Source organism: Kitasatospora sp. NPDC034023, from assembly GCF_055575795.1.
Window position 1 is genome coordinate 195,973 of the sequence record NZ_JBVIRY010000008.1, and the last position, 19,186, is coordinate 215,158.

General features: G+C 73.5%; 20 protein-coding genes. 11 read left to right on the top strand and 9 right to left on the bottom strand.

Features of this window, described 5'->3' with window-relative positions; translation table 11 throughout:
* Positions 1 to 19: 19 nt before the first annotated feature.
* Positions 20 to 1,297 carry a serine hydrolase domain-containing protein gene (locus tag ACZ52R_RS15020; RefSeq protein WP_465618038.1) on the bottom strand — a complete coding sequence of 426 codons (1,278 nt, stop codon included), beginning with the start codon at positions 1,295 to 1,297 and terminating at the stop codon, positions 20 to 22.
* A gap of 370 nt (positions 1,298 to 1,667) precedes the next feature.
* On the opposite strand from ACZ52R_RS15020, the gene ACZ52R_RS15025 reads away from it, so the two are divergent.
* Both ACZ52R_RS15025 and ACZ52R_RS15030 read left to right on the top strand, forming a co-directional pair.
* Positions 1,668 to 2,663 carry a phospholipase D-like domain-containing protein gene (locus tag ACZ52R_RS15025; RefSeq protein ID WP_465663445.1) on the top strand — a complete coding sequence of 332 codons (996 nt, stop codon included), beginning with the start codon at positions 1,668 to 1,670 and terminating at the stop codon, positions 2,661 to 2,663.
* 145 nt (positions 2,664 to 2,808) lie between these two features.
* On the top strand, positions 2,809 to 3,705 hold the full coding sequence (locus tag ACZ52R_RS15030) for an alkaline phosphatase family protein (protein WP_465618040.1): 897 nt from the start codon (positions 2,809 to 2,811) through the stop codon (positions 3,703 to 3,705).
* A 66-nt stretch (positions 3,706 to 3,771) separates the two neighbouring features.
* On the opposite strand, the gene ACZ52R_RS15035 is transcribed toward ACZ52R_RS15030, so the two are convergent.
* Positions 3,772 to 5,091 carry an MFS transporter gene (locus ACZ52R_RS15035; protein WP_465663446.1) on the bottom strand — a complete coding sequence of 440 codons (1,320 nt, stop codon included), beginning with the start codon at positions 5,089 to 5,091 and terminating at the stop codon, positions 3,772 to 3,774.
* A gap of 80 nt (positions 5,092 to 5,171) precedes the next feature.
* On the opposite strand from ACZ52R_RS15035, the gene ACZ52R_RS15040 reads away from it, so the two are divergent.
* Positions 5,172 to 5,708: a MarR family winged helix-turn-helix transcriptional regulator gene (locus tag ACZ52R_RS15040; protein WP_465618044.1), complete on the top strand. Its 537-nt coding sequence runs from the start codon at positions 5,172 to 5,174 to the stop codon at positions 5,706 to 5,708.
* A 111-nt stretch (positions 5,709 to 5,819) separates the two neighbouring features.
* Positions 5,820 to 6,416: a hypothetical protein gene (locus tag ACZ52R_RS15045; RefSeq protein WP_465663447.1), complete on the top strand. Its 597-nt coding sequence runs from the start codon at positions 5,820 to 5,822 to the stop codon at positions 6,414 to 6,416.
* A gap of 59 nt (positions 6,417 to 6,475) precedes the next feature.
* Here ACZ52R_RS15045 and ACZ52R_RS15050 read toward each other — a convergent pair whose 3' ends face one another.
* Both ACZ52R_RS15050 and ACZ52R_RS15055 read right to left on the bottom strand, forming a co-directional pair.
* Positions 6,476 to 7,528, bottom strand: coding sequence for a hypothetical protein (locus ACZ52R_RS15050; protein WP_465663448.1), 1,053 nt, complete (start codon positions 7,526 to 7,528; stop codon positions 6,476 to 6,478).
* Between the two features lie 164 nt (positions 7,529 to 7,692).
* The gene (locus tag ACZ52R_RS15055; protein ID WP_360493975.1) at positions 7,693 to 8,175 is read right to left on the bottom strand and encodes a nuclear transport factor 2 family protein; all 483 of its coding nucleotides are present in this window, start codon (positions 8,173 to 8,175) and stop codon (positions 7,693 to 7,695) included.
* Positions 8,176 to 8,278: 103 nt separating this feature from the next.
* Between ACZ52R_RS15055 and ACZ52R_RS15060 the strand changes: the two genes are divergently transcribed.
* The 3 genes from ACZ52R_RS15060 (at position 8,279) to ACZ52R_RS15070 (ending at position 9,347) form a co-directional block, all read left to right on the top strand.
* Positions 8,279 to 8,848, top strand: a complete 570-nt coding sequence (locus ACZ52R_RS15060) for a TetR/AcrR family transcriptional regulator (RefSeq protein ID WP_465618050.1) — start codon at positions 8,279 to 8,281, stop codon at positions 8,846 to 8,848.
* 162 nt (positions 8,849 to 9,010) lie between these two features.
* Positions 9,011 to 9,154, top strand: a complete 144-nt coding sequence (locus tag ACZ52R_RS15065) for a hypothetical protein (RefSeq protein WP_360493981.1) — start codon at positions 9,011 to 9,013, stop codon at positions 9,152 to 9,154.
* Positions 9,147 to 9,347 carry a hypothetical protein gene (locus ACZ52R_RS15070; protein WP_465618053.1) on the top strand — a complete coding sequence of 67 codons (201 nt, stop codon included), beginning with the start codon at positions 9,147 to 9,149 and terminating at the stop codon, positions 9,345 to 9,347. The genes ACZ52R_RS15065 and ACZ52R_RS15070 overlap by 8 nt, the downstream gene beginning before the upstream one ends.
* A 43-nt stretch (positions 9,348 to 9,390) precedes the next feature.
* Here the strand turns inward: ACZ52R_RS15070 and ACZ52R_RS15075 are convergent, their stop codons facing one another.
* Both ACZ52R_RS15075 and ACZ52R_RS15080 read right to left on the bottom strand, forming a co-directional pair.
* Positions 9,391 to 10,692 carry a DUF5685 family protein gene (locus ACZ52R_RS15075; RefSeq protein WP_465663449.1) on the bottom strand — a complete coding sequence of 434 codons (1,302 nt, stop codon included), beginning with the start codon at positions 10,690 to 10,692 and terminating at the stop codon, positions 9,391 to 9,393.
* A gap of 218 nt (positions 10,693 to 10,910) precedes the next feature.
* On the bottom strand, positions 10,911 to 12,284 hold the full coding sequence (locus ACZ52R_RS15080; RefSeq protein ID WP_465618057.1) for an FAD-dependent oxidoreductase: 1,374 nt from the start codon (positions 12,282 to 12,284) through the stop codon (positions 10,911 to 10,913).
* Positions 12,285 to 12,594: 310 nt separating this feature from the next.
* Here ACZ52R_RS15080 and ACZ52R_RS15085 point away from each other — a divergent pair, with 310 nt between their 5' ends.
* Entirely contained in the window at positions 12,595 to 13,281 is a 687-nt protein-coding gene (locus ACZ52R_RS15085) for an alpha/beta fold hydrolase (RefSeq protein ID WP_465663450.1), read from the top strand.
* Between the two features lie 32 nt (positions 13,282 to 13,313).
* Here the strand turns inward: ACZ52R_RS15085 and ACZ52R_RS15090 are convergent, their stop codons facing one another.
* Positions 13,314 to 14,828: a DUF2252 domain-containing protein gene (locus ACZ52R_RS15090; RefSeq protein ID WP_465618063.1), complete on the bottom strand. Its 1,515-nt coding sequence runs from the start codon at positions 14,826 to 14,828 to the stop codon at positions 13,314 to 13,316.
* Positions 14,829 to 15,052: 224 nt separating this feature from the next.
* Here ACZ52R_RS15090 and ACZ52R_RS15095 point away from each other — a divergent pair, with 224 nt between their 5' ends.
* Positions 15,053 to 15,466 (top strand): ribosomal maturation YjgA family protein, encoded by a 414-nt coding sequence (locus ACZ52R_RS15095; protein WP_465618065.1) that lies wholly within the window; start codon positions 15,053 to 15,055, stop codon positions 15,464 to 15,466.
* 29 nt (positions 15,467 to 15,495) lie between these two features.
* On the opposite strand, the gene ACZ52R_RS15100 is transcribed toward ACZ52R_RS15095, so the two are convergent.
* Positions 15,496 to 16,278, bottom strand: a complete 783-nt coding sequence (locus ACZ52R_RS15100) for an SGNH/GDSL hydrolase family protein (protein WP_465618067.1) — start codon at positions 16,276 to 16,278, stop codon at positions 15,496 to 15,498.
* A 218-nt stretch (positions 16,279 to 16,496) separates the two neighbouring features.
* Between ACZ52R_RS15100 and ACZ52R_RS15105 the strand changes: the two genes are divergently transcribed.
* Both ACZ52R_RS15105 and ddaH read left to right on the top strand, forming a co-directional pair.
* A complete protein-coding gene (locus ACZ52R_RS15105; RefSeq protein ID WP_465618069.1) occupies positions 16,497 to 17,390 on the top strand; it encodes a 4Fe-4S domain-containing protein in 894 nt (297 codons plus the stop codon).
* A 328-nt stretch (positions 17,391 to 17,718) separates the two neighbouring features.
* Entirely contained in the window at positions 17,719 to 18,546 is an 828-nt protein-coding gene (ddaH, locus tag ACZ52R_RS15110) for a dimethylargininase (RefSeq protein WP_465618073.1), read from the top strand.
* On the opposite strand, the gene ACZ52R_RS15115 is transcribed toward ddaH, so the two are convergent.
* A complete protein-coding gene (locus ACZ52R_RS15115; RefSeq protein ID WP_465618267.1) occupies positions 18,533 to 19,132 on the bottom strand; it encodes a LutC/YkgG family protein in 600 nt (199 codons plus the stop codon). The genes ddaH and ACZ52R_RS15115 overlap by 14 nt on opposite strands.
* Positions 19,133 to 19,186 lie beyond the last annotated feature (54 nt).

A 19,186-nucleotide genomic window follows, 5' to 3' on the forward strand; every position in this document is an offset into this window, starting at 1 on the left:
GGGGACGGGCGCCGCAGGGTCAGATCCGGGTGTCCTCCACCACGGGCAGCCCGTCGGTGAGGTCCGAGCCCCGGACATCCGCGCTCGGCGCGAAGGACTTCTTCGACGCGACCGCGGGCTTCTTGCCGCAGAAGGCCGGCTCCAGGGTGTTCATCAGCCCCTGCGTCACCGCGCCGTTGTTGGAGGCGTTGGCGAAGACCACCACGCTGCGCCGCCCGTCCTGGGTCACGAAGGACTGGGTCTGGAACCCCTGCACGATGCCGCCGTGGCCGTACACGTCCCCGCAGGACAGCGAGATGCGGCGCAGCCCCAGGCCGTAGGAGATCTTCGCGGTGGGCGTCGGCAGGGCGGCGGTCATCTGCCGCAGCGAGTCGTCCGAGACCAGCCCGCCCTCGCCGCCGGCCAGCAGCGCGGTGAGGAAGCGGTCGAGGTCCTCGGCGTCGGAGATGACGGCACCGGCGCTCCACACCCAGGAGCCGTTCTGCGCGGTGGAGTCCAGCAGCGGCTTGCTGCGGTCGTCGTTGGTGAGGTAGCCGGTGACGTGGGCACCCCGGATCTGCTGGTCGGGCACCACGAAGGAGGTCTTGCGCAGGGCGAGCGGCTGGATGATCCGCTCGTTCAGCACCTCCGCGAACGGCTGGCCGGTGAGGTGCTCGACCGCGAGGCCCATCAGCACGAAGTCGGTGTTGGAGTACGAGTAGCGGGTGCCGGGGGTGTACTGCACACCGTGCTTGACCGACATCGCCACCAGGTCGCGCGGGTCGTACACATTGGTGCGGATGCGCGCCTCGAACGCGCTGGTGGTCTCCTCGCCCGCCTGCTCCAGCAGGTCGTTGGTGTGGTCGTAGACGCCCGCCCGGTGCTCCATCACCTGGCGGCCCGTCATGGTCCACCCCTCCGGCAGGGTGCCCTCCGGCAGGTAGTCGCGCAGCGGCTTGTCGAGGTCGATCCGGCCCTCCTGCGCCAGCTGCATCACGAGAACGGCGGTGAACATCTTGCTGTTGCTGCCGACCCGGAACCTCCACGAGGAGTTCATCGGGGTCCCGTCCAGGTCGGCCCGGCCGACCGACACCGATCGGGCGTTCTCCTTGTCGCCGTGGTCGCGGATCACCGCGAAGGCGCCCGGGGCGCCGGCGCCGGTGGTGGCCTGCAGGGCGGCGAGCACGCCGGGGATGTCGGAGGCGGGCGCGTCGGCGGCGCCCCGGTCGGCGGCCGCGGCGTGCACGGCGCCGGTCGCCATCAGGACGGCAGCGGCGGCGGCCACCGCGAGGGGACGCAGGAGGCTGGTCTTCGCCATGTTCCTCGGCTCTCTCATCAGCTGACGCGGCGTCCGGCCGCGCCGATCGAAGATCACTATCACCGGCCGGGGCGGTCGAAGGCAATGTGAACCGGTTCGCCCGCATCGTCCGTTGTGGGAATCGGCGTGTCGGCCGCCCCGTTCGTTTCCCGGTCCGGAGCCAAGGTTTTACCTGCTGTCGTCTACCCGCGTTGACGGCCGCGCCGCATGCTGTTCGGGCGCTCACCGCGCGTTCCGGCATGCTCCCCCGCACCGGCTCCCTCCCGCCGGATCCCTTCAGCAGCCTCCCGCCACCAGCTTCGCCCGTCCAGCTTCGCCCACCAGGTTCCCCGTCACCAGGTTCCCCGTCACCCGACCATGGAGCTTCCCCATGCCCCTGGCCTCCCTGGCGCGCCGCGCCGGCGCCCTGCTGCTCGCCACCGCCGGTCTGATACCGCTGTCCGGCACCGCCCAGGCCGCCACCACGGCCTCCGCTACGTACACCGCGATCGTCTTCCCCGACCAGGACCACACCGTCGTCTACAACCTGATCAACGCGGCGACCCGGTCCGTCGACGTCACCATGTACGAGCTGCGCGACACCACCGCCGTCAACGCCCTGATCGCCCGTCAGCGGGCCGGCGTCAAGGTCCGGGTGATCCTGGACGGCGCGCACACCTCGGTCAACGGCTCCGCCTACTCGGCCCTCAAGGCCGCCGGGGTCGGGGTGACGTACTCCTCCACGGCGTTCGTCTACACCCACCAGAAGACCGTCACGGTGGACGGCGCCACGTCGCTGATCATGACTGGCAACCTGGACTCCGCCTACTACGCGAACGACCGCGACTACGGCGTCATCGACACCGACGCCAACGACGTCGCCGCGATCGAGCGGGTCTTCGCCGCCGACTACGCCAAGACCGCCGTCACCCCGACCGACGGCGACAACCTGGTCTGGTCGCCCACCGACTCGCAGTCCCGGCTGCTGGCCCTGATCAACGGCGCGCGGACCAGCCTCGACCTGGAGCAGCTGGAGTTCGGCGACGCGGCCCTGGTGGACGCCGTCGCCGCGGCGGCCTCGCGCGGCGTCACCGTGCGCGTGGTCGGGATGAACCCGGGCTCGTACGCCGACTCCTTCGACCAGGTGACCGCGGCGGGCGGCCAGGTCGTCACCTACTCGTCGACCACCGGCCTGTACGTCCACGCCAAGGCGATCGTCGCCGACTACGGCACGGTGTCGGCCAAGGTATTCGCGGGCTCGGAGAACTTCTCCGACAATTCGCTGAACCACAACCGCGAGCTGGGCCTGATCACCACCGACTCCGGGGTGCTCGACGCCATCGAGTCGACCGTCGCCGGCGACTTCGCCAACGGCACGCCGTACTGACGCCGCACCAACGCCGCACCAACACGTACTGACGCCGTCCTGACGCAGCGCTGAGGCGTACTGGTCGTCACCCGGCGTACGGGAAACGTTCCTTCCCCCCATGCCGAGCGGCTCACCGGGGCCGCTCCTCACCCGAGGATTTGTCATGACTTCGTCCACGAAGCCCCAGAACCCCCGCTCCCGCCGCACCGCGACCGCGATCGGCTCCGCCGTCGCCCTGGTCGCCGCCTCTGCCGGCCTGTGGGCGGCCACCGCCACCACCGCGCAGGCGGCCGCCCTGCCCACGCCCGACCACATCATCGTCGTGGTGATGGAGAACCACGCCTACACCCAGGTCATCGGCAGCAGCAGCGCCCCGTACCTCAACAACACCCTCAAGGCGGGCGGCGCCAACCTCACCCAGTCCTTCGGCATCACCCACCCCAGCGAGCCGAACTACTACGCGCTGTTCTCCGGCTCCACCCAGGGCCGCGTCGACGACAGCTGCGTGACCGTCGGCGGCTTCCAGAGCGCCAACCTGGCCTCCGAGGTCATCGCCGCCGGCAAGACCTGGGCCAGCTACAACGAGACCCTGCCCAGCCAGGGCAGCACCGTGTGCAGCAGCGGCAACTACGCCCAGAAGCACAACCCGTGGTTCGGCTTCGGCAACGTCCCGCTCAGCAGCGCCAAGACCTTCGCGCAGTTCCCCACCGACTACACCACCCTGCCGAACGTCTCCTTCGTCGTGCCGAACCTCTGCAGCGACATGCACGACTGCTCGGTCAGCACCGGCGACACCTGGATCAAGAACAACCTCGGCGCCTACGCCACCTGGGCGCAGACCCACAACAGCCTCCTCGTCGTCACCTTCGACGAGGACAACAAGCTGTCCGGCAACCGGATCCCGACCCTGGTCTACGGCGCCCACGTCACCCCTGGCAGCAGCTCCGCCACCACCTACAACCACTACAACGTGCTGCGCACCCTGGAGGACCTGGCCGGCGCCGGCGGCCACGCGGGCAACGCGGCCACCGCGAGCGACATCACCGGCATCTGGAACTGAGCTCCGGCGATCGGGGTTTGACCTTCTCCTGAGCCGGAGGCCGAGCCTGAGCCGGCGGCCGCGTGGTCATCGGCTCAGGCTCGGCTCCGGCTCGGGCTCGGCTCCGGCTCCGGGCCCGGTGGCGGGCGCGGTTCCGGTGCCGGCTGCGGGCCGCGCGCCGTGCCTGCGCACCCCGGGTACCGCCGCCGTGCCCGCGCAGACCAGTGTCACCAGCGCCGCGGCCGTCAGCAGCGGCACCCGGCTTCCCCAGGCGTCGGCGGCCAGCGGTGCCAGGACGTACCCGAGCGGGGCGGCGCCCAGCGAGAGCAGCCAGTCGTACGAGGTGACCCGGGCCAGGACCCCGGCCGGGAAGTCCTGCTGCACCACCGTCGCCCACACCGGGTTGAGGAAGCCCAGCCCGGTCATCGCCACCGCCTGCGCGGCCACCGCGAGGGGCGCCGGGGCCGGGACGGCGAGCGCGAGCAGCGGCAGCCCGTACAGCGCGAGCGCGAGGTTGCCCGCCAGCACCGGACGGCGGGGGCGGACCCGCCCGGCGATCAGCGAGCCGACCAGCAGGCCCACCGCCCCGGCTTGGGTGAACGCCACCCAGGCGCCGTCGCCGCCGAGGCGGGTGGCGGCGATGAGCGGGCCGAGGGTGAGCAGCACGGCGCTCGCGCCGTTCCACACCCCGTGGGCGATCAGACTGGTCCAGTACCAGTCCCGGGAGCGCACCTCGCCCCAGCCGTCGGCGAGGTCCCGGCGCAGCGAGCGCGGTTCGCCCGGGGCGTGGTCGGCGCGGTCCGCGGCGGGCGCGCGGTCACCGGCGGGTCGGGTGAACCGGGTGAGCAGGGTCAGCAGCGCGGCGCTGACCACGAAGGAGGCGCCGTCCAGGACGAACGCCCAGCCGGGCCCGGCGGTGTACACCAGCAGCCCGGCGAGGGCCGGACCGCCGAGGCGGGCGGCGCCGTTCGCGGTGCCCAGCAGGGCGTTGGCGCGCAGCCGCAGCTCGCCCGGGACGGTGGCCGCGACCAGCGGCGAGGCGGTCGGCATGGCGAAGGCGGACGCGATGCCGCCGACGGCGGAGGCGAGGGCGATGTGCGGCAGGCTCGGGTGCCCGCCGAGCAGCTCCAGGCCGACGAGCACCTGGGCGACGGCCCGGACGAGGTCGGTGGTGAGCGCGACCAGGCGCGGGTCGAAGCGGTCTCCGACCACCCCGCCGAAGGGCAGCAGGAGCAGCTTCGGCACCATCGCGCAGCCCAGCACCAGGGCGAGCGCGGCGGAGGAGCCGGTGGCCCGGGTGATGGCGATCGCGAGGGCGGCGGGGACGACGGCGTCGCCGAGGGTGGAGATGGTCCGGCCGAGGAAGAGCAGGCGGAAGTCCGGTAGGCGCAGGGGGTGTCGGGTCACGCGCCGCACTGTATTTCGGTGACGAAATTTTGACAACGAATATTTTGATGGCGTTGCTTTGAGGTTTGTAGACTCCTCCCATGGCCGAGCACCCCCACCAGGACCGCACCCCGCCCCGCGACTGGACGGACGGCCACGTCGAGCGCTGGCAACCGGTGCTGCCCGACCTCGACCCGGACATCGAGGCCGCTGTCACCCGCATGTCCAAACTCACCCGGCACTTCCGCCGGGTCCGCGAACAGGGCGTCGCCGACTACGGCCTGCAGAAGCACGAGTTCGACACCCTCCACGAGCTCGCCGGCCGCGGCGGCCACGCCGCCCCCTCCGACCTGCGCGCCGACCTCAACCTCGCCCCGGCCTCGATCACCGGCCGCCTGGAGACCCTCGAACGGCGGGGCTTCGTCGTGCGCACCCCCTCCACGGAGGACCGCCGCAAGGTCGACATCCTCCTCACGGAGGCCGGACGCGCCGCGTGGCAGGAGGCCCTCGACGTGGTCGGGCGGGAGGAACGCCGACTGCTCGGAGTGCTCTCCGAGGACGAGCGGCGCACGCTGTCGGACCTGCTGCGGAAGGTGATGCTGGTCCAGGAGGCCCCCGAGGACGGCCGCTCGGGCTGACCGCGGTCGGCGCCGGGGCGGGCGCCACCGAGGCCAGCAGGGTCGGCGGGGTCGGCGGGGTCTCACGCCCGGGGTCGACCGGCTGGTCCCGTCCCTGATATCGATAGGGGCGTGCGATTCGAACATGTGCCGATGCCGGACGGTGTGGGGGCGCGGCCCCGGGACGGGCGGGGGTACCCGGTGCCGGCGATCACGCCGTGGCACGGGGAGGAGCCGCAGTTCGCGCTGACGGACCACGGCCGCAGCGCCGACTGCGCGCTGGAGCGCCGCTGTTCGGTGTGCGGCGGATTCATGGAGCGCGGACCGGTGTGGCGGGTCGTGGGGCCCGCCGAGAGCGCCGCGATCGCCGAGGCGCTCGCGGCCGGCCGGCCGTACCGCAACCTCGCGCCGACCATGGAGGGCCCCGGGCACCGCGCGTGCATGCTCTACGCGTCGATGGTCTGCCCGTACCTGGCCCGCCCGAACGCCCGGCGACGGGTGACCGCCGAGGACGCGGCCGACGCACTGACGTCGGCCGCCGTCCACGGGGCGGCACGCGGTGGGCTGGGCGCGGTGGTCGGGTTCGGTGACTACGAGTACGCGGTCACCGAGACCCGGGTGCTGTTCCGCTTCCTCGACCTGGTCGAGTACCTGCCGCACGAGTCGGCCGACGAGCACCTGGCCGAGCTGCGCGCCGAGTTGGCGAAGCAGCCCGGCCGGGGACAGTAGTAAGCGCACCGTCGCGCTGCGGTTCACGGCCGTGCCGCGGTTCACGGCCGTGCGGCTGTTTACGGCCGGTAGGCGGGCAGGCCCTTGATGGTGGAGACCCGGACGGGCCCAGCCGAGCCGTCGGTGGGCAGGGTGCTGACGCCGTCCGGGGTGCGGGCCGCGATGGTCTTGCCGTCGGGGGACCAGACGGGCTCGGTGTAGTCGGTCGTGGCCGAGGGGGTGAGGTCCTTCTCGGGCTTCTGGTCGAACTGCGTGGAGCGGGTGAACAGGTGGTCGTGCCCGTTCACCGAGCGGACGAAGACCAGGTGCTCGCCGTCGGGGGAGAGGGCCGGCTGGGAGCCCTTGCCCATGTCCCGGGCCGCGGGCCGGATGTAGTCGTCGTAGATGTACACCTCGTTGGCCGGGGTGTTGGCGTAGGCGATCTCGCCGCGGTGGCCGCCGGCGTTGGCCCAGGTGTTGCCGGTCTGCGGCGGCTGCGGCAGGTTGTCGTCGCCGCCCTCGGAGCTGTGCGGGGTGAGCACCTCGGGGGTGGCGCCGGGGGTCTTGGTGGGGACCCGCTCCAGCTTCAGCACACCGCCCTTGTCGGACGCGAAGACGATCGTGTTGAAGCGCTCGAGCCCCGCGGCGCCGGAGGTGTCACCGGGCATCGCGGTGGCCCGCAGCCAGGTGGGGTGGGACCAGGTCTCCCCGCCCGGGTTCTTGGCGAGCGTGACCTTCCCGGTGCCGTCCGGGTTGGCGATCACCAGGTCGCCGCTGCCGTTGACGAACGCGGCCTTCTTGCCGTCGGGGGACCAGGCGAGGTCGCGGACGGTGGTGCCGAAGTCGACGGTGGCGCCGTTCATCGCGACGGTCTGGGTGCCCGTGCTGATGGTGAGGTGGTTGGCGGCGGAGGTGCCGTTGACCTCCTTGGCGCCCGGCGCCGGGCTGCCGGACTGGGACGGGGCACCGGGCGCGGCCGTCCCCGGCGCCGCCGAAGCGGGAGCGGCGCCGGTCGGTGCGGCGGTGGGACCGGAGTCGGGGCCGTCGGGACCGCAGGCGGAGAGCAGGACCGCGCCCACGGTGGTCATGAGGGCGATCGCGGCGGCGGTGCCGAATCTGTTGCGCACGGACATTCCAGGTCCCCCCTATGGTGCTGTTCGCTTTCTGGGGAGAAGCGTCCCAGCGCAAGGTCAATGACCGGTTCGCGATGTGTCACAGACCTGGAACAGCGCGGTCCGATGCGCCGATACGGCGTCAGCAGTGTTCCGGTGGCAGCCCGACAGGGCTTTCAGTGCACTCAGAGGCCGAGTTCGGTGAGGCCCGGGTGGTCGTCGGGCCGGCGGCCGAGCGGCCAGTGGAACAGCCGTTCCTCGGCGGTGATCGGCAGGTCGTTGATGGAGGCGTGGCGGCGGGCCATCAGGCCGTCCGGGGTGAACTCCCAGTTCTCGTTGCCGTAGGAGCGGTACCACCGGCCCGCCTCGTCGTGGCACTCGTAGGCGAAGCGGACTGCGATGCGGTTGCCGTCGTACGCCCAGAGCTCCTTGATCAGCCGGTAGTCGAGCTCGCGGCGCCACTTGCGGGTGAGGAACTCGGCGATCCGCTCGCGACCGGTGAGGAACTCGGTGCGGTTGCGCCAGCGGCTGTCGGGCGTGTAGGCGAGGGCGACGCGCTGCGGGTCGCGGGTGTTCCAGGCGTCCTCGGCGGCCCGGACCTTCTGCCGGGCGGTCTCCTCGGTGAACGGGGGCAGGGGCGGTCGCTGTCCGTCGAGCTGCTCGGCCATGGGTGAACTCCTCGGGAACGGGTATTCCACTGGCGAGAACGATCGTTCTCACTTCCGTGGCTACGATAGGAGAACTATCGTTCTCGCGCAAAGGGCACGGCAGATGGAGCACGAAGACCCGCGGACCCGCATCCTCGACGCGGCCGAGGAACTGTTCTACGGGCAGGGCATCCAAGCGGTCGGCATGGACGCCGTCCGGACCGCCTCCGGCGTGACGATGCGCCGCCTGTACCAGCACTTCCCGTCCAAGAACGACCTGGTCGAGGCCTACCTGCAGCGCCGCGACGGCCGCTGGCGGGCGAGCCTCGCCGTGCACGTCTCCCGTGCCGGCGGCACCCCCCGGGACCAGCTGCTCGCGGTCTTCGACTGGCTCGGCCAGTGGTTCGCCGAACCCGGCTTCCGCGGCTGCGCGTTCGTGAACTCCTTCGGCGAACTGGGTGCCACCACGCCCGTCGTCGCGGCCGCCGCCCGGCACCACAAGGAGGAGTTCAGCGGCTACCTCGCCGGCCTCGCCGAGGCCGCCGGCGCCCCGCCCGCCACCGCCGCCCACCTGGCCCTGCTCGCCGAGGGTGCCATCACCACCGCCGCCGTCCACGGCGACCCGACGGCCGCCGCCGACGCCAGGGAAGCCGCCCGGCTGCTGCTGGACGCCGCCCTGGCGGGCCGGCCCTGACCGCAGCCGGACGGCCGTTCGCCGACCGCCGTTCGCCGACCGCCGTTTCGCCCGACCGCCGGTGCCGACAGCCGGATCGGGGCCCGCGCTCACGGGCCGACCACATCCGGACTCCAGGGCACGTTTATCGGCCGTTGATCGTCATCGCCTACCGTCGGGCGCATGGACGAGAGAACGGCCGAGCGGCCGGGGGCAGTGCCCGAGGGGCGAATGACGGAGCAGGACACCGAGCGGTTCCGGCAGTTGCTGGCGCGGCTGGAGCACTCGTTGATGGCGGACCGGGAGGCGGCGGGGCGCGATGCCTGAGTTCGCCGGGTGGTGCCCGGTGGCGGTGGTTCCGCTGTGGCGGCGCGGTGAGGGCGAGCGCGGGAGCGAGGGCGTGGAGTACGGGAACGCCGACCGGCCCGGAGTGCCGCGGGGGCACTCCGGGCCGGTCGGCGCCGATCAGGCGGGGATGCCGGGGATGCCGGGGAAGGCGGTCGCCGGGGACGCCGACTGACGGTGGATCGGCAAGTGCCTCGGCAGCCGTCTCGGCAGTCGCCTCAACAGTCGCATCCGCAGTCGCAGCCGTCGCAGCTGTCACAGCAGTTGCAGCAGTCTCCGCACCCGGAGCAGCCGTTGCAGCAGTCGCAACAGTCGGGGCACTCACAGCAGTCGTGCCGCTCACAGAAGCCCTGGCGGCGCCGGCGGCTGAACGGGTCGTTGTGGTCGCAGCAGAGCAGCTGGCAGGTGCAGGCCATCAGCGCCCACACCGCGCACCCGGCGAGCAGGTTGCGGGGGCGCGGCGGCTTCTCGCCGGGCGGGGTGAAGCCGGGGCCCTGCGGCACCCACGGCGGGATCGGCGCACCCGGGTCCTGTCCGGGCGGCGCCTGGCGCGGCGGCGCGTCGTGCGGGTGCTCGCCCGTGGTGACGTCCGTGGTGACGTCCGTGGTGACGTCCGGCGTGGCGCCCGCGGCGCCGCCCGTGGTGCGGCAGTCGGCCGTGTGCGAGGCTCCGAAGACCCGGTCGACGGCGCGCTCGGTCTCGTGCGCGAGCAGGACGTGGACCAGCGCCCGGTCGGTCAGGTCGACCTCGCGCAGGGCGAGCCGGATGCCGTGGACGGCGTCGCGGCAGAGCCGTTCGGCCTCGGCGCGGTCGGTGCCGGTGGCGGTGAGCGGGTTCCAGGCGCCGGAGGCGGCGTCGGCGGCCTGGTCCTCGGCGGCGTCGAGGAGGTGGGCGAGCCGGCCGAACAGCCGCCCGGCTTCGGCGAGCGGGGCGGCATTGCCGGGGCGTCCGGCGATGACGGCGGTGTGCGCGAAGGCGGCCGAGGTGGCGGTCTCGGTGGGTTCGGTGACCAGCAGGACGGATCCGCCAGGAAGCAGCGAGCGCTCCAACTCGCCCTGCCGGGAGGCGGCTTCGAGCAGGACGGCGGTGTCGAAGCCGATCGTCGAGGCGCTGCCGGCGCTCTGCCGGTCCCAGCGCCGGGTGACCGCGCGGGCCCCGGCGGCGACGGGGCGGCGGGCGAACACGCCGTCGCGGTCCTCGACGTGGTCGCGGATCTTCACCGAGGCGAGGGTGAGCGAGACGGCGGCGGCGAGCCGGGCGCCCTCGCCCTTGGCGACGGAGGCGGTTCGCATGCCGCGCAGCGGGCACGGCCCGGCGGTGCGCCGCCAGGAGACGTCCTCCCGGGCGGCCTGGGCTTCGACCAGGACGGAGATGATCAGGCCGTCGTAGTTGGTGGCGGTCCGGGCGAGTTGACCGTGGTCGTCGCGCAGTGCGAGGCAGAGCCCGCACAGGTGGGCCATCCAGGAGGTCTGCAGCTTTTCGGACAGCCGGTGCCTGCACGGTCTGATGATGCCGAACACGATCGTCCCCCTCGCCTTTCGGGCCGCTGACCGGCCACGATTCGCCGCACATCATATGATCAGCGGCGTGCCTGGGCCGAGCCCTTGACGGACCTGAGCGGGGACGACCGTGGTGGAAGCGGCCGAAGCCACAAGGGTGCGTGCCACCCGGAGGCCTACGGACGGGAGGCCTGCGGACGGTCGGGAGTCCCGGCCGCCGCCGCCCCGGGTCGAAGCGCTCAGGCCGGGATGAGCGCGTCCCACTGGTCCCGGGTCGGGCCGTCGTGCCGGGGCGAGAAGTCCGGGCGCTCGGCCAGCCAGGCGGTGACGCGCTCGCGCACCTCGTCGCTGCCGAAGGCCTCGTCGGGTGTGCGCACGAGGTGGCGCACCTGGGCCCGGGCGCGCATGACGACGGGATCGTCGAAGGCGCAGGCGGCCTGGGCGGCGGCCCGTACGTCCGTGGACGGAGAACTGTCGGTGAGGCGTTGCTCGTTGGCACGGTCGGCCGCCACCTGCGCGTCGAACCACGGGCGGAGGGTCTGTGCAGCCCAGGTGTGGTAGCCGGTGGGGTCGGCGGCGATCCGGTCGACGTGGGTGGCGAGGTGCTGGGCGGCCCGGAGGCCGAGGGCCACCCCGTGGCCGAGGGTGGGGTTGGTGTGGACGAGGCTGTCCCCGGCGTTGACCAGGCCGGTGACGACGGGTCCGTCGGCGTCGACGAGCGAGGTCCAGCGGTTGTCCAGGCCGGCCATCGCCAGCACGGCGGAGTGCGGTTCGGGGTCCAGGTCGAGCCAGGCGGCGGTGGCGGGGAAGCGGCGGACGACGGCCTCGAACACGGCAGGGTCGATGAGCGCGCTGCGGGTCGGATCACCGGTGGAGACCACCAGGCTCACCGCGAAGGTGTCGTTGTCGGACGGGAAGATGCCGGCGAGTGCGTACGGCGCGGTCGAGCCGTTCTTCACCCGCCCGGGGTCACGCGGGCCGTCGGCGCGCAGGCGGTACCAGCGGCACAGGTAGGTGATCCCGGTGCGGTGGTTGTCGACCACGGGCGGGCGGCAGCCGGCCGCGATCAGCCAGGCAGGTATCGGCGAGCGACGACCGGAGGCGTCGACGACGAGGTCGGCCCGGTGCGTTTCCTCGCCCACCCGCACGCCGGTGACCCGAGCCGGGCTGCCCTCCTCGAAGACGAGGGCGCTGACCCGGGAGCCTCGCCGCACCTCGACGGTGGATTCCCGCTGCACGGCCGCGGTCAGGGCGGCCTCCAGCACGATGCGGCGGGTGCGCAGGGTCACCAGTTCCTCGTCGCCGGCCCGATGCGGCGGGTGCTCACCGAACCAGTCGAAGTCGTGGTACTCGTGGGCTCCGCGGGCCAGCAGGTCCGCGTAGACGTCAGGGGCCTCGGCGCGCAGCACGGTGCGCACGGGCGCGAGGAACGAGTGGGGCTGGTTGGCCTGCGGGACTCGCGGTCTGTTCCAGTCGAAGAAGTCCTGGTTCAGGTCCTCGCCGGCCTGTCTGGCGTCCTGCTCGAACAACGTGACCGTATGGCCCCGCCGGCCGAGCATGAGCGCCGTCCCCAGTCCGCTGATACCGCCGCCGACCACCGCAACCCGCGCCATTGAGCTCCCCTTCGCGTCGTGTTGCGAATCGATCCTACTGCTCGGTGATCTTCGGCCCAGCGCCGGGTCGGCCGTCGCGGTCTCGGCCTGTCCGGCGTCTACCTGCGGCAGACCGCCGGCGGCGGCGGGCACCGCTCCGCCTGCCCCACCACGAGTGCGGTCTGCGCGGCGGTGGCCGGACTCGCCGTCCTGGCCTCGGTCCTCGCGGGCCGCGCCACCGCGCGGGAGCGGCGCGAGGACGAGCCGGTCGCGCTCTGCCGAGGGCGAACTGCGGTCCGCTGACGGTCTTCCGGCCCGTACGGTGGCCTGCATGACCGACGTACGGACCGTGGACCTGCCCGGAGTGACGCTCGCCTACCGCGAGAGCGGACGCGCCGACGGCCCGCCGCTGGTACTGCTGCACGCCCTCGGCGAGCGCGCCTCCGACTGGGACGTGGTGCTGCCCGGTCTCGCCCCCGGCCACCACGTGTACGCGCTCGACCTGCGCGGCCACGGCGACAGTGACCGGGCCGGGGCCTACAGCCTGCAGGCGATGCGGGACGACGTGCTGGCCTTCCTCGACGCGCTCGGGCTGGACCGCGTCGACCTCGTCGGCCACTCCATGGGCGGGGCCGTCGCCTACCTGCTCGCCCAGGCCGCGCCGGAACGGATCGACCGGCTGGTCCTGGAGGAGATCCCCGCGCTGTACCCGCGCCCCGCGAGTGCGCTGCCGGACGACCCGGACGAGTCCGTCCACTTCCACTGGGCCATGGTCAGGGCCGTCCGGGCCCAGATCGACAGCCCCGATCCGGCCTGGCGGGAGGGGCTGGCGAGGATCACCGCCCGCACCCTGGCGGTCGCGGGCGGCCCGACCAGCCACGTCCCCCAGGAGCGGATCGCCGAACTCGTCCGGCTGATCCCGGACTGCCGCCTCGTCACCATCGAGGCCGGGCACCTGGTGCACGGTGCCCGGCCCGAGGATTTCGTCGCCGCGGTGGCGCCGTTCCTGTCGGAGTGACCACACGCTGTGCGGAGTGCCTGCCGGAGTGACTACACGCCGTGCTCGGCGGGCAGTCGCCCGCTGCGCACCGCCGTGAGCAGGTCGGCGTGGTCCGCCTCGGTGCGGTCCGCGTAGGCCACGGCGAAGGCCGCGACCGCCTCGTCCAGCGCCTCGCTCTTGCCGCAGTACCCGGCCAGCAGGCTCGGATCGGCGGTGTGCGCGTGCGCCCGGGCGAGCAGGGCGCCGGTGATCCGCGCGTAGTCGTCCAGCTGGGTCGGCAGCAGCGCGGCCGGGTCGACGCTGCCCTTGCGGTTGCGGAACTGCCGCACCTGGTAGGGGAGTCCGTCGACCGTCGTCCAGCCCAGCAGGGTGTCGCTGACCACCTGCATGTGCTTCTGGCCGAGCACCACCCGCCGGCCCTCGTGGCCGTCCCGCTCCACCGGCGGCAGGTACGGCAGCAGCGCGGACGGGCGGGCCTCCTTCACCTGCAGCACCAGCGGCTGGTCCCGGTGGTCGGTGAGCAGCACCACGTACGAGCGGGTGCCCACGCTGCCCGTGCCCACCACCCGGAACGCCACGTCCTGCACCCGGTAGCGGGACAGCAGCGTGCGCACCTCGGCGGGCACCGTCTCCACGTACGGGCCGAGCGCGTGGGCGACGGCCCGGGCGGTCGCGTCGGTCACCTCGGTGAGCACCGGAGGAGCGGCGGAGAAACGCCAACCGCCGTCCGCCGTACGGGTGGTGCTGCGCGCGGCGAACTTCGCGCTGGTGTTGCCGAGCGCCTTGGCGCCGACCTTGCGCAGCACGTCCGCGAGGTCGTGCGCCTCGGCGAAGGACACCAACTGCTCGTCGGCGACGGCGTTCCAGGCGTCCAGCGCGGGCAGCTTGGCGAGCGTACGCATGGTCCGGCGGTACGAGCCGGCCACGTGCTCGGCGGCCTCGCGCGCGGTGGTCTCACTCGCGCCGGTCTCCCGGCCGGCCAGTACCAGGCTGGCGGCGAGCCGCTTGACGTCCCACTCCCACGGACCGTGCACGGTCTCGTCGAAGTCGTTGATGTCCATGACGAGTTGGCCGCGCGCATCGCCGTACAGGCCGAAGTTGGCGGCGTGCGCGTCGCCGCACAGCTGCGCGCCGACCCCGGTCACCGGCGTGCCCTCGAGGTCGGCCGCCATCAGCCCGGCCGACCCGCGCAGGAACGCGAACGGCGTGGCCGCCATCCGTCCCACCCGGATCGGCACCAACTCGGCGAGCCGGCCCGCGTTCGACGCCTCGATCGCCTCCACGGCCGTCGGCCGCCCGTGGGCGAGGGCGAACTCCGCGTGCCGCTCCCGGGGCACCCGTGCCCGCAGCTCCTTGCCCCGCTCCCGCGCCCGCCCGTCCTGCGCCGACGCGAACCCGGCCACCGCGAACCCGCGCCGGGCCCGCCCGGCCGGGTCGTCCGCACCGTCCGCGCTCCGCTGTGCCACGACGCTCCGCTGCGCTGCCATGCTCCGCTGCGCCGCGACGCCAGGCCCGCCCCGGCCTCCCGCTGCTCTCAGCTCAGTTCCGTCCACTGCTTCGGTCATCCGCGCCACCGCGCCCCGCCCGTCCCTTCCGGTCCTTACCCGCCCGCGAGCTGCGCGGATGGTTCATCGGGGGGAGGGACGTCCGGAGCCGCACGGTGGTTCCTGCGGGGCGGGTGAGATCGCCCCCACCCGTACCCGTCCGCCCCGTCCGTGCGCTGCCTGCCCCTGACCGCCGACGCGCCCCGGACGACGCGGGTGCCACCGCAGCGGGGTAGCGTGGGCCCGTGGATGATCTTGGGGGGAACCTGCGTGCCCGCACGGCCGCAGGGGCAGCAGCCGTGGTGACGGTGGCCGCGGGTCTGGGTGTGCGGGCGGTGGCGGGCGGGGACGTCGCCAAGTACGCCGGGGACGCGCTCTACACCGTCCTGGTGTACGCGCTGGTGGTGCTGGTCGCGCCGAGGATCCAGCCGGCCCGGGCCGCCGCCCTGGCGGCCGCGCTGAGCTGGGCCGTGGAGCTGTTCCAGCTCACCGGGCTGCCGGACGCCTGGGGTCGCCGGAGCATGCTCGTCCGGCTGGTCCTCGGCTCGACGTTCAACCCGCCGGACCTGTTCTGGTACCTGGTCGGCGCGGGCGCTGCCGTGCTGCTCCACCGGGTGCTGCGGGCCGTTCGCGGCGCAGCACCCGGCGGAGCGACCTGACGAGTCGTCAGAACAATGTGACGCGGTCGTCAGAGGGGAAGCAGGTCGGGCCGCTTGGCCTCGACATGGTCGCCCGAGGACTCGCCGCGCAGGCGTCGGCCGACCCAGGGGATCAGGTACTCACGGGCCCACTGGAGGTTTTCGCGCCGCTGGTCGGCGGGGGTGAGCACGGGGGCGTCCGGCCACGGCGCCTCCGGGTCCTGCTCGGTGGCCAGGCCCAGCGAGCGGGCGGCCAGCAGGGCGACCCGCTGGTGGCCGTCGCCGGACAGGTGTAGGCGGTCTTCGCTCCACGCGCGGCGGTCCTGCACCGCGCGCAGCGACCACAGATCGGCCACCTTGCAGCCGTTGCGGTCGGCGACGGCCCGCATGTGCCCGTTGTAGGTCGCGATCTTGCCGCGCAGGTGCTTGAGCAGCGGCACCTCGCGGGTGTCGAAGCCGGTGCAGATCAGCACCGTCCCGGCGGACTCGACGAGTTGGACGACGGCGGCCTCGAAGCGCTCGGCCACCTCGTCCGGGTCGCTGCCCGGCCGCAGGATGTCGTTGCCGCCGGCGCAGAAGGTGACCAGGTCGGGCTGGAGCCGGCGGGCCTGCGGCACCTGCTCGGCCGCGATCTGGTCCAACAGTCGGCCGCGCACCGCCAGGTTGGCGTAGCGGAATGCGCCCGGCGGGCGCCCGGCGGCGAGGAGCCCGGCCAGGCGGTCGGCCCATCCGGCGAACCTGCCGTCGACACCGGGGTCGTTCAGGCCTTCGGTGAAGCTGTCCCCGAGGGCGGCGTACGAGCTGAGGTCAAGGGTCTCCTGGAGGTACGGCATGAAAGAGATAGTTCACCCAATCAAGTGACCTACGCCACCGTAGGTCGCCCCGGCCGCACGTGAGATGGACCACGTACCCTCGTCGGCTCTCCTCGCGGCTCAGAGCGCCGCACCCCGGAAAGAACAAGATCCTTACCCCCTATCGCTTTTGGGCCCGACCGGCCGATGCTCGAAGGGAGCGACCGCCCGGGTCGCCGTCCTCCCGGGGGAGAACATCCATGGCCATCGACACGCGCTCCGACGTACCCGAGAAGTGGTCCATCGACGACCGCTGCACCAACTGCGACGCCGCCCGGCAGCTCGCGCCCGACCTGGTCCGCGAGCACGCCGGCCGGTCCGAGCTGGTCCGCCAACCGCGCGACGAGGCCGAGCGCCGACAGCTGCGGGCCGCCGCCCACGCCTGCCCGACCCGCTCCATCCGCCCCGGCTCCGGCCCACTCGACCCGGCCGGCGACCCCTTCCCGCTCGCGCTCGACGACGACGTGCTGCTGCTCGGCCACAACTCCCGCTGGACCGCGGGCGCCAACTCCTACCTCTGCCGCCGCCCCACCGGCTGGGTGATGGTCGACACGCCCCGCTACAGCGAGGCTCTCGCCGCCCGCTACGCCGCACTCGGCCCGGTCACCGACATCCTGCTCACCCACCGCGACCACGCCAGGCACGGCCGGGAGTACGCCGACCGGCTCGGCGCCCGGCTCTGGATCCACGAGGGCGACCTCGAGGCCGTGCCCGACGCGGACCGGGTACTGCGCGGCACCGAGCCGGTGGAGATCGGGCCCGGCCTGGTCGCCCACCCGTTCCCCGGCCACACCCGCGGCAGCGTGCTCTTCGTCGCCGAGGAGCGGTACTGCTTCAGCGGCGACAGCCTGTACTGGTCCCGCACCACCGAGGACGTGGAGGTGCAGGAGGCCATCACCTGGTACTCGATCGAGGAGCAGGCCGCCTCGCTGGAGCGCAGCCTGGGCGTGCTCCGCTTCGAGTGGCTGCTGCCCGGCCACGGGGACCGGCGCCGGATGCCCGCCGAGGAGGCGGACCGCCGGCTGCGCTCCCTCGCCGAACGCTGCCGGACGCTGCGGCCCGCGCCGGTGGACTTCACCGCGCTCCGCTGGTAGCCACGCGGGCCTGACCGGCGGCCCGCCCACCACGGTTGCCCGCCGGCAGCGCCGGCAGCGGCGACAGCGCCGACAATGCCGAGAGCGCCGAGAGCGCCGGCAGCGCCGACAATGCCGAGAGCGCCGAGAGCGCCACCACGCCGACAGCGCCCACAGTGGCGGAGCGTTCGTGCGCCGGTGCTCGCGCCGGGTGCGCGGGGGCGTGCGTCCACCGGGGGCGCCCGCGCGGGTGTGCGAACGGTGCCACCGGGGCAGCCGCCTCTGCAACAGCGCGGTGTTCCGTACCGGCGGAACCCGGGCCACCCCGCGATCCAAGGACGGTTGACCCATGCCCACGCAGACCCCGGAGCGCACCGCCCGGCCACGGCGCTACCTGATGTGCAGGCCGACGCACTTCACCGTGGACTACGCCATCAATCCGTGGATGGACCCGGCCCAGCCCACCGACACCGCGCTCGCGCTGCGCCAGTGGGAGCGGCTCCACCGGACCTACCGCCGCCTCGGCCACACCGTCGAGCTGATCGACCCGCTGCCCGGCCTGCCGGACATGGTTTACGCCGCGAACGGTGCGACCGTGCTGGACGGCCGGGCACTGGTGGCGACCTTCCGCTACCCGGAGCGCGCCGCCGAGTCGGACGCCTACCAGGCCTGGTTCCGGGAGCGCGGCTACCGCGAGGTGCGCCGCGCCGGGCACGTCAACGAGGGCGAGGGCGACCACCTGGTGGTGGGCCACCGGGTGCTCGCCGGGACGGGCTTCCGCAGTTCGCGCGCGGCGCACGCCGAGGCGGGCGAGCTGTTCGGCGTCCCGGTGGTCAGCCTGAACCTGGTCGACCCGCGCTTCTACCACCTGGACACCGCGCTGGCCGTGCTCTCGGACGACCACGTCATGTACTACCCGGAGGCCTTCGACGCCGACAGTCGCGCCGTGCTGCGCGCGCTCTACCCGGACGCCATCCTCGCCGACCGCGCCGACGCCGAGGTGTTCGGGCTCAACGCGGTCTCGGACGGCCGCCGGGTGCTGCTGCCGGAGACGGCCAAGAACCTGGCGGGCCGCCTCGCCGAACACGGCTACGAGCCGATACCGGTGGACGTCTCGGAGCTGCTGAAGGGCGGCGGCGGGGCCAAGTGCTGCACCCTGGAGCTCAGGCCGGCCTGAGCTCCGGCCCGACCAGCAGCACCTCCAGGGTGCGCGGCCCGTGCACCCCCTCCACCCGGTCGAGTTCGATGTCGCTGGTCGCGGACGGCCCCGAGATCCAGGTCTGCGGCCGCCGGGGATCCAGGCGCGGCAGCGCGAGCGGCACCGAGGCGACGACCTGCTCCGGCGCCCGGACGACGCACACGTGGTGGTCCGGGACGAGCGAGAGCAGCCGACGCCCCTGGCCCGGCCCCGCGTCCAGCACGATCGTCCCGGTCTCGGCGACGGCCAGCGCGCAGCCGGTGACCACGCTGTCCACGGTGTCGAGCCGGGCGGCGGTGAGCGTCCCGTCGTCCGGCACGAGTTCGACGGCGGGGGCGGTCGCGGCCAGCCACCCGGACGGCAGCCCGTCCGGCACGGCGACCGTCCGGCTGCCCCGCTCGGCCAGCAACCCGGCGATCCGCCGCGGCAGTTCGTCCTCGCGGCACCGGTGCACCCGCGCCCGGTACTCGGCCAGGTTACGGTGCAGCAGGTCGACCAGCGCCGCCGGGGCGTCCGTCGGCACGTGCGCCGCCAGGTAGCCTCGCGGCAGCGGCTGTTCGTCCATCCCGGCGGCGTCGCCGAGCGCCGCCCGGATCCGGGCGAGGATCGACTCCCGTGC

Bases quoted from the DNA above. Each gene is read 5' to 3' on its own strand.
- ACZ52R_RS15030 (WP_465618040.1), top strand. From the start codon at position 2,809: ATGACTTCGTCCACGAAGCCCCAGAACCCCCGCTCCCGCCGCACCGCG.
- ACZ52R_RS15020 (WP_465618038.1), bottom strand. From the start codon at position 1,297: ATGGCGAAGACCAGCCTCCTGCGTCCCCTCGCGGTGGCCGCCGCCGCT.
- ACZ52R_RS15100 (WP_465618067.1), bottom strand. From the start codon at position 16,278: ATGCCGTACCTCCAGGAGACCCTTGACCTCAGCTCGTACGCCGCCCTC.
- ACZ52R_RS15025 (WP_465663445.1), top strand. From the start codon at position 1,668: ATGCCCCTGGCCTCCCTGGCGCGCCGCGCCGGCGCCCTGCTGCTCGCC.
- ACZ52R_RS15050 (WP_465663448.1), bottom strand. From the start codon at position 7,528: ATGTCCGTGCGCAACAGATTCGGCACCGCCGCCGCGATCGCCCTCATG.
- ACZ52R_RS15090 (WP_465618063.1), bottom strand. From the start codon at position 14,828: ATGACCGAAGCAGTGGACGGAACTGAGCTGAGAGCAGCGGGAGGCCGG.
- ACZ52R_RS15060 (WP_465618050.1), top strand. From the start codon at position 8,279: ATGGAGCACGAAGACCCGCGGACCCGCATCCTCGACGCGGCCGAGGAA.
- ACZ52R_RS15080 (WP_465618057.1), bottom strand. From the start codon at position 12,284: ATGGCGCGGGTTGCGGTGGTCGGCGGCGGTATCAGCGGACTGGGGACG.
- ACZ52R_RS15085 (WP_465663450.1), top strand. From the start codon at position 12,595: ATGACCGACGTACGGACCGTGGACCTGCCCGGAGTGACGCTCGCCTAC.
- ACZ52R_RS15040 (WP_465618044.1), top strand. From the start codon at position 5,172: ATGGCCGAGCACCCCCACCAGGACCGCACCCCGCCCCGCGACTGGACG.
- ACZ52R_RS15070 (WP_465618053.1), top strand. From the start codon at position 9,147: ATGCCTGAGTTCGCCGGGTGGTGCCCGGTGGCGGTGGTTCCGCTGTGG.
- ACZ52R_RS15065 (WP_360493981.1), top strand. From the start codon at position 9,011: ATGGACGAGAGAACGGCCGAGCGGCCGGGGGCAGTGCCCGAGGGGCGA.
- ACZ52R_RS15105 (WP_465618069.1), top strand. From the start codon at position 16,497: ATGGCCATCGACACGCGCTCCGACGTACCCGAGAAGTGGTCCATCGAC.
- ddaH (WP_465618073.1), top strand. From the start codon at position 17,719: ATGCCCACGCAGACCCCGGAGCGCACCGCCCGGCCACGGCGCTACCTG.
- ACZ52R_RS15055 (WP_360493975.1), bottom strand. From the start codon at position 8,175: ATGGCCGAGCAGCTCGACGGACAGCGACCGCCCCTGCCCCCGTTCACC.
- ACZ52R_RS15115 (WP_465618267.1), bottom strand. From the start codon at position 19,132: ATGGACGAACAGCCGCTGCCGCGAGGCTACCTGGCGGCGCACGTGCCG.